An 8313-nucleotide genomic window follows, 5' to 3' on the forward strand; every position below is an offset into this window, starting at 1 on the left:
CCGGCCTGCGCCCGCCTGTTTGGTGGGCTATTAAACGTTGCATGCCGTATCTGCGCTTGGATTGCTATAAAGCAGCATCAAGCGGGTGACGCCGGCCAAGGGCCGGAGCTGAAGCCTGCAAAAAATGCGGAGGGAGGATGCTGGCTGCCGTGATAGCTGTAATTGTTTACGAAAACAGATGTCTTTACGCCATTAACGCGTATAGGGGAACCTTTTAATGAAGGCTTTGTACAGCCTTTCTTCCATTCTTTTACCGTCTTGTACACTTAAAGCCTGTACGCCTTTTGCAAACCTCCATACCTGGTTGCCGGTATGGCCATCGTAAAGCTGTACATAAAACTGGCGCTGTGCGTTTAAGGCCTGGATGCTTGCTTAGACCAGGGTATGAAGCGTAGCGGGGGGAATAACGCATTATCCAGCAGGTTGGTGGCTGCCAATGACTTTGAGGAGGTAGCCAGCACTCTGCCGGAGAGTATGGCATCTACTTTCAACAGGTGCGCCAGCTGTGCTTTATCCATATAGGCCACTTTGCGGAAATCCAGCCCTGCTGCTTTCAGCAGCGAGTCGGTTGTGCGCCAGTCCTGCACTGCTACCAGCAGCTTATCCGGTTTAGCAGTGATGCTGTGCATAGTATGGGTAGGGATAATGGTGGTTGTCCTGCACCTTTGGCGCAGGACAACTATTCTATTTTAGATGTTCTTATACTTTAGATGCTTCCAGGGCCTGTTCAATGTCCTGTAAAATATCCTGCACATTTTCCAGGCCAACGGAGATGCGTATAAAGCCTGGGGTAATGCCAACGTTCAGGCGTTCTGCTTCTGTAAGCTTGGAGTGTGTGGTGCTGGCCGGATGCGATGCAATGCTGCGGGTATCTCCCAGGTTAGCGGTGAGGGTAAGCATTTTCAGCGCATCCAGGAAACGTTTGCCCTGCTCAATTCCGCCTTTCAGCTCAAAGCAGAAGATACCGCCGCCGCCGCTCATCTGCTTTTTAGCAATGGCATACTGCGGATGGCTTTCCAGGTAAGGATAGCGTACCCAGTTCAGCTGCGGATGACTTTCCAGCGCGGTGGCCAGCGCCAGCGTGCTGGCAGAATGGCGCTCCATACGCACATACAACGTTTCCAGGCTTTTGCTGAGCACCCAGGCGTTAAAGGGCGACATAGAAGGTCCTGTGCTACGGCAGAAAGCGTAGATCTCTTTTATAAGATCTTTTCTGCCGGCTACCGCACCGCCCAATACACGGCCTTGCCCGTCCATCCATTTGGTAGCGGAATGCGTAACCAGGTGTGCACCGTCGAGTATGGGCTTTTGCAGTACCGGCGTGGCAAAGCAGTTATCTACATTCAGCAGGATGTTGTGTTTATTGGCAATGTCTGCCAGCCAGCGGACGTCGATGATGTCGAGCCCCGGATTAGACGGCGTTTCAACAAAGATCATGCGGGTGTTGGGCTTAATAAGCGCTTCCACGCTTTCGGGCTTGTTCACATCAAAGTAATCATAAGTAATGCCCCATTTAGGCAGATACTTGGTGATAACCGTATGTGTAGAACCAAAGATAGCGCGTGCCGACAGCAAATGATCACCAGCTTTCATGAGGGCCATGAAGCTGGCAAAGATGGCGCTCATGCCCGATGAGGTGGCATAGGCCGCTTCGGCCTGCTCCAGCGCGGCTATCTTTTGCTGGAACTCCTCCACATTCGGATTACTGAAACGGCTGTAGATGTTGAAGTCCGTTTCATCGGCAAAGGTGGCCCGCATTTCTTCCACATTATCGTAGCAGAAGCTGGAGGTAAGGAACAAAGGGGTGGAATGCTCCATTTGCCAGGTTCTTTCTGTTTGAATGCGTATGGCGTTTGTTTCGGGCTGGTATTTTTGCTGTTCTTCGTTCATTGGAATAGATTTAAGAGCAGAAAGCTCCAGATTGTGGCCTTACGCTTTCTGCTTTCTGCTATTAAGCGTTATTTACTTTTACTTCCCAGGTAAGATTGGTGCCGGAACGGCGCAGGGTTTCTGCCACAGAACAGTATTTATTCATAGACAGCTCTACGGCGCGGGCAGCTTTATCAGGATCTACTTTGCCCTCCAGGTAGAAGATAATACGCGCAGTTTCCCAAAGGCTGGGCTCTTTACCCTTTTCGCGGTCGGCTTCGATCTCTATACGGAAATCAGTGATCTCCTGGCGCTGTTTCTTCAGGATCATTACCACATCGATAGCGGAGCAGCCGCCCAGGCCCATAATAAGCATTTGCATGGGACGAACGCCGTTATTATTACCGCCGTTTTCGATGGATGAATCCATGAGTACCGTGTGCCCGTTCTCGTCGGTAGCTTCCATATTGAATCCTTCGTCTATCCTTTTTAATGAGATCTTCATTGCTTTTGAATTTGGATGCAAAATTAGGTTAAAGTGAGGGGAACGCAAAACGGGGGACGTTGTGGTTTTGCGTTCTCCGTTCCATTGCGTAGCTTCGCGCAAATTTTTTAGGGATTGTCAGCAAAGGTTTTACACATACAAGAAGCTTTTACACTGGAATCGGGGGCCGTGCTGCCTGAGTTACGCATTGCCTATCATACCTATGGCACACCGAATGCCGCCGGCAGCAATGTAGTATGGGTATGCCATGCGCTGACCGCCAACTCCGACGTGGCCGACTGGTGGGCAGGGCTGATCGGCGAAGGCCGTGTTATTGATCCCTCCAGGCACTTTATTGTATGCGCCAACATACTGGGCTCGTGCTATGGCAGCTCCGGCCCGCTCACCCATAACCCTGCTACGGGGCATCCCTACTACCATTCTTTTCCTGCCGTTACCATCCGGGATATGGTGCAGGCGCACATCCTGCTGCGTAAACACCTGGGTATTGACAAGATACAGCTGCTGGTAGGCGGCTCCATGGGCGGTTACCAGGTGCTGGAGTGGGCGCTGGCCGAACCCAATACCATGGAACGGCTGTTCCTGCTGTGCACCGGCGCCGCTGAAAGCGCCTGGGGCATTGCCATCCATACATCGCAGCGGCTGGCTATTGAGGCCGACAGCTCCTGGCAGGAGCCGCACCTGCAGGCCGGCGCACGCGGGCTGAAAGCTGCCCGCGCCATTGGCATGCTTACCTACCGCAACTATCAAACCTTTGTACGTACCCAATCTGACCCCGACAAGGATAAAACCGATGGCTTCCGGGCTTCTTCGTATATCAACTACCAGGGCGATAAGCTGGTGAACCGCTTTAATGCCCAAAGCTACTGGCTGCTGACCAAAGCCATGGACAGCCACAATATTGCCCGCGGCCGGCAAACGGATATGGCTACCCTGCTGGGGCAGCTCACCCACCCTACCCTGCTGATGGGCATTACCAGCGATATATTATGCCCGCCCGAGGAACAGCTGTTCCTTGAAAAGCATATGCCCAATGCTACTTACCATGAAATTGATTCTTCCTACGGACATGATGGTTTCCTGATCGAGTTTGAGCAGATCGGGGAAATACTGCGTAAATGGATGCAAGTGCGCTTTTAATACCAATGGCGTGCGCTTTTACCAGGAGTTAAGTACGCTTTAACCGGCGGTTGCGGTGGGGTTGCATACCTGGCTGTTGGGGTTGGGCTTAGTATGTCTGTTGACCTTTTATTGCGGGCTGCTTATTACCGCTCTATTGTACGCCTGCCGGCAGGTTAAAAACAAACTGCGCCTGGCTGTTTTGAGCCTTGATGAAGCTTATGACGTCGTAGGGGATTGTAAGGGCTATTGAGCTGCATCAAGCGTGTGGCGCCAGCCAAGGTTTGTTTTTAATCCTGCCGGCGGGCGGTGTGTACAGGGGGCAGTGCGTGCATTACGTTCCTTTGTTTTGTTTCGCTTTGCCTTACATTACATTACTTTGCTTTACCTTAATTAGCCTTTGCGTATCTTCCTTATCTCGTTTTGCCACATAATACTACCTTACCTTTCTTACTTACCCGCCTGATTTTACTTGCCTTACTCCATTTGCATTACTTCGTTTACATTACCACATTACCACACTTACGTCATTTTACTTACATGCATTACTTACATACATTACTTTACTTAAATAGCTTTACCCATATTGTTTTGCCTGGCCTTAACTTTTTGCTTTGCTTTTTGAGCCATGTACAATATGATATCGTTAACTACCAGGCCCACATTTGGGCCTGTGCCAGTTATTTATTCACATTATTTGGGAGATACTACGTGGTTACTTAGATTCGCTTAACAAGTTGATCTCGAATGGTTCTATTGACGTTATTGACATTAGTAGCGTCATTGATTATTGGCACCGTTATCATCATTGGCCCTGTTAATTTTATTAACCGAAACACTTAAAATTCTACTGAAATGCCCCGACAACAAGGTCCTGTTTATTACACAGGCACACGCGGCGACCTGTGTTTTTACGAAATGGATGGAAAACACCTGGTTCGCAGAAAAAGTACATTGAGCGGAAAGCGCGTAAAGCACGACCCCGCATTTGCGCTCACGCGCGTATATGCAGATCTGATGGCGCAGGCATCGCGGATAGCGTCGGCTGTTTACCGTACCATACCCCGGCATGAACGGCAGCACGTGCTGTACCTTACCATGACCGGCGCTGCCCAACGTATGCTGAAGCAGGGCGTGGCTGCAGATGAAATCAGCACCAGGCTGCAACAAGCGTATTTGCAGAAGGATGAAAGAGAGAAGAAAGCGATGGATAAAGACGTTGTAGCGCAGGATGCGGCGGCAGGCATGCTGGCTGGAAAAAATGCGCTGCCTGTCTTACAGCCATGCGCGATGCTGGCTGTTACAGGTGGTATAGCACCGGCAAAGGCTTCTATTACTGATAGCTGTGTAGCAACTCCTGGTGTTACAGTTGCCGGGCAGGCAGACGATGCTGCCAATACAGCTGACCTAACGGATACGCCTATAGTTGGTAACACGCCCTCCGGACCTGTAACCGGGACTGGTTTACAGCCTGCGGGGTTGAAGGCAGGAAATGCGGCTGGCGCAGATGCTAACAATCATTTGGAATATTTGCAGCCAATAAGGGATAAGGAGCCGTTGCCGGGAGCAGTAAAGGTGGTGAAGCTGAGGGATGTAAAGAAGCATACCGGTACGGCGCGGAAAAAGCGGATTTTTGTCCGGTTGCCCAAACAGGTAAGTATACATATTACGGAGGATGGACAGATGGAGGTTGGGCTTACGAAAAGGCGTATAGAAAAAGGGCCGAGAGCGGTATTTTTATAGCGTAGACTGATTTTGATATTGTTCCTGTGCTTAAATGGCAGCGCTGAAAAGCGCAGGCAACCTGATGTGACATTAAATATAAGATATTGAGACTAATGCGTTCTATGTCCGGTGACTGTTGGCAGAAAAAATTACCTGTTTTGTGGGTCCCACCTTGCCGCCAGAAGATCTGCTATGCTATACAGCTTGTTGGGTACTTGTAAATTGCATGGCGTTAATCTCTATACCTGGCTAAGAGATGTGCTAACCCAACTTCCTATACATCCTATTAATAAAATCAAAGAACTCCTGCCGCACAACTGGGCCATCTCACAAAAATAGAAATCATACGGCTCCCTCATAACATGCACTTGCTCGTAGGCTTACTGACTTCTGACCGATAACTGGCATACACGGTAAGGGTAGTCCTTCAGACCACAACTGGTGTAGACACGTGATATATTAGATGTATTACCTATGAGAATTTCCTGCCTGAGGAGATCCTTTATTTTCATGTTATTATAATATTTTCGTATGATGTTTTGTCTTCTAGGGAGGTGCGGAAAGGTTAACACTCTTCCTGTGTTGGTTAGACGACACAACAGCGGCGACTCAGGGAACACAAGGCTGAAGACCAGCTGCAGAAGACACAACGACGGCGCAGGGGCTCAAGGAAGACGAGCAGGGGCAGAATGTTTTAGGGGAGAATTGAACAAAAAGAGCCATGCCTCAGTGAGACTGGCCCATTTTGCTTTTATAGTTTATTAAATACGGTATTGAGCTTATTGCTTAATTACGGGTGGTGGTGGAATTTCATTTGCAGCTTTCTGTAGTGCAATCTGCTGTTGTATCAACAATTTCCGGTCATAAAACCGGACTTTATTTATGGTATACTCTTTATCGTCTACAAAATAGATGTCGGCTTGATAAAAATCAGGATATTTTTCTTTAGGATTATAGTAACGACATCTGTAAAATTTTCCAGTCTTATCCTTCACTAATATAATAGAGGGATAGGTATACTTTAAAATATTTCCTATATCTTTCACGGCAACTCCTAATTCCTCTTTCAAATGTTTATTGCTTTTTACATTTTGAGGCGTTATTAATAAAAAAGCACTGTCTGGAAGTTTGTGTTCCAGATAATACATAAACTTTATTGCAACATTTTTTTGAATTTGATTCTCCGCTAACTGTGAGTACGCCTGTCGCGGATAGATAAATAAAATTCCTGTAATTAATGGTATTTGTAAAAGACTAAATCGTTTTTTGCTTTTCATACTGTATAACTATTAAAAATTTCATACTCCACAAAGACGTTACATGCGTTCTATCGTACATAATCCTCAACCCATTTTAGGCTGTCAGGGAACGGAATAGAATATGTTTTAAAGTCCTTATCTGTTATTAACATGCGATTATTATCCGGATCATTTTTATCATAAACAATGGGGAAGATCTTACCTTCCAAATTATATCCATCCGAGCTTCGTATGTTGGGATAGGCTCTTTGATTTTCATAGTATTTCCCATTAATATTAAATGAATAAACAAAGGCACCACCTTCGCCCCGGTAGTCACTTTTAAATTTAAGAATTACTCCTGTTGTTATTATAGCGTTATTTTTAAGTTCGCTACCTTTGAATTGATATACTATGAATAAATATATAAAAACAAATAAAACCACAAAAGGTATAATCCTTGCTATATTATTTCTTATCTTTTTTCTTTCTCTTTTTGTTGTCTTCAGCATCTTTAAGAACATTACTTATCATTGTACTTAGAACATTAAACTGGCCTGCGGTAAGACCATTTGCTCCAAATTGGAATGTAACGACACCTGTCCTATTTAACCCACTCGTAAGCATAGTTTTGATTCCAGAATACGAACCTAAACCTAAATGATTCATCCCTGCTGCTCCAACTGTACCACCAATCCCTCCTATAACAGTTTCAATTGCTAACCCTCTGAAAGTTTTTGCATTCTGCGAATTACTAAAAATTGACTGATCGAACCCTCCATTGATCCTATAATCCAAGGCACTTCCCGCTATCGCTCCTGCAAATGGGTTCTTCAAAAACACACTAGCACCCACACTAGTTAAATTAATATCCTCAAGTCTTTCAGAAAAACCTTCCTTGTCGCTTGTTGCCATTTGAGCGCTTGCATCTGCTAAACCAGAACTAGCCCCCAATAGCGTAAGACTTTGTCCTCCAGTAATTAGCGCCGCCCCTGTCATCATCAACCCCGAGAACCCCATTCCTAAGCCATTAGCAACTCCATATAAAGCCTCTGCTCTTGCTTTATTAAAATCTTCCTGAGTTTTTGGGGTAAATTCTTTCCACCCATTTTCCGGCGTATAATACTGATATACATTATTATAGGCCCCTTGCTGAATATTGGTCCAATAGCCATCAATTAAAAAAGCTTTCTGCCCGTTTACATAAGTATGCGACTTTGCTGTCTTTAGATCCCAGGATTCCACAGCAGTCTTAGGCTCCAAGCCATCCAAGTCTATATTTTTAATTGGATCATTTCCTGCATACTGATATGGCGTCAAATAAACAAAATCCTTTGCTATCGGATCTATTCTAAAAAATCTGCCAACTTGCGGATCATACTCACGATTGCCATAATCGTACCATTCTAAACCACTTCCGTCCTTAAACTCTTTACTATCAAATTTTTTTCCATTAAACTTGTAATTATTCTCTGCATAATTCGTTCCCTTCAACGCATTCGAACTAATCCCTGCCATCGTTAACCCAAACGGATAATAATGCGTTTCCTCAACCAACGGGCTTGATGTAACGCCTAAAGTTACGTTATCAAAGAACACATCCTGTTGGGTTTCATTACTGGTGTATACATATAGAAAACCGTTCTTTTGCATCACCATCTTGTCAACCGCCAGGGTTTGCAGCTCGTCCGGCTGGCCTTTTACCTGCCGCACGCCACTGTTGTCTTCCACTAAGTTAAACTGATCATCGAATAATGCAAAATTCAAATAGGCCTTTGGCCGGTCTTGTCTATTTTGATCAGGATCTTTCTCTTTCAACCGCTGATAATCATTGCTATTAAAATTCTTTAAAGGAGA

Annotated in this window: 9 protein-coding genes; 3 read left to right on the plus strand and 6 right to left on the minus strand. The window is 46.1% G+C overall.

All coding sequences use genetic code 11. The features are described 5' to 3' along the window. Positions 1 to 353: 353 nt before the first annotated feature. The 3 genes from VFS25_RS04615 to VFS25_RS04625 all read right to left on the minus strand — a co-directional run bounded on the left by VFS25_RS04615 (position 354) and on the right by VFS25_RS04625 (position 2374). Positions 354 to 629, minus strand: coding sequence for a hypothetical protein (locus VFS25_RS04615; RefSeq protein ID WP_326460947.1), 276 nt, complete (start codon positions 627 to 629; stop codon positions 354 to 356). Positions 630 to 699: 70 nt separating this feature from the next. Next, complete coding sequence (locus VFS25_RS04620) at positions 700 to 1890, minus strand: trans-sulfuration enzyme family protein (RefSeq protein WP_326460948.1); 1191 nt, start codon at positions 1888 to 1890, stop codon at positions 700 to 702. A gap of 61 nt (positions 1891 to 1951) precedes the next feature. Beyond that, positions 1952 to 2374, minus strand: coding sequence for an OsmC family protein (locus VFS25_RS04625; protein ID WP_326460949.1), 423 nt, complete (start codon positions 2372 to 2374; stop codon positions 1952 to 1954). Between the two features lie 114 nt (positions 2375 to 2488). On the opposite strand from VFS25_RS04625, the gene metX reads away from it, so the two are divergent. The 3 genes from metX to VFS25_RS25315 all read left to right on the plus strand — a co-directional run bounded on the left by metX (position 2489) and on the right by VFS25_RS25315 (position 5557). Beyond that, positions 2489 to 3514 (plus strand): homoserine O-acetyltransferase MetX, encoded by a 1026-nt coding sequence (metX, locus tag VFS25_RS04630; RefSeq protein ID WP_326460950.1) that lies wholly within the window; start codon positions 2489 to 2491, stop codon positions 3512 to 3514. An 834-nt stretch (positions 3515 to 4348) separates the two neighbouring features. Beyond that, on the plus strand, positions 4349 to 5236 hold the full coding sequence (locus VFS25_RS04635) for a hypothetical protein (protein WP_326460951.1): 888 nt from the start codon (positions 4349 to 4351) through the stop codon (positions 5234 to 5236). A 174-nt stretch (positions 5237 to 5410) separates the two neighbouring features. Continuing rightward, positions 5411 to 5557, plus strand: coding sequence for a transposase domain-containing protein (locus VFS25_RS25315; protein WP_414647700.1), 147 nt, complete (start codon positions 5411 to 5413; stop codon positions 5555 to 5557). A gap of 440 nt (positions 5558 to 5997) precedes the next feature. Here the strand turns inward: VFS25_RS25315 and VFS25_RS04640 are convergent, their stop codons facing one another. The 3 genes from VFS25_RS04640 to VFS25_RS04650 form a co-directional block, all read right to left on the minus strand. After that, a complete protein-coding gene (locus tag VFS25_RS04640) occupies positions 5998 to 6495 on the minus strand; it encodes a hypothetical protein (RefSeq protein WP_326460952.1) in 498 nt (165 codons plus the stop codon). A gap of 50 nt (positions 6496 to 6545) precedes the next feature. Continuing rightward, positions 6546 to 6968: a hypothetical protein gene (locus tag VFS25_RS04645; protein WP_326460953.1), complete on the minus strand. Its 423-nt coding sequence runs from the start codon at positions 6966 to 6968 to the stop codon at positions 6546 to 6548. Then, positions 6925 to 8313: RHS repeat-associated core domain-containing protein (locus VFS25_RS04650; protein ID WP_326460954.1), on the minus strand; the 1389-nt coding region annotated here is incomplete at its 5' end. The genes VFS25_RS04645 and VFS25_RS04650, both read right to left, overlap by 44 nt.

Origin of the sequence: Chitinophaga sp., from assembly GCF_035761305.1 — a bacterium.
In the GTDB taxonomy this organism is placed as follows: domain Bacteria; phylum Bacteroidota; class Bacteroidia; order Chitinophagales; family Chitinophagaceae; genus Chitinophaga.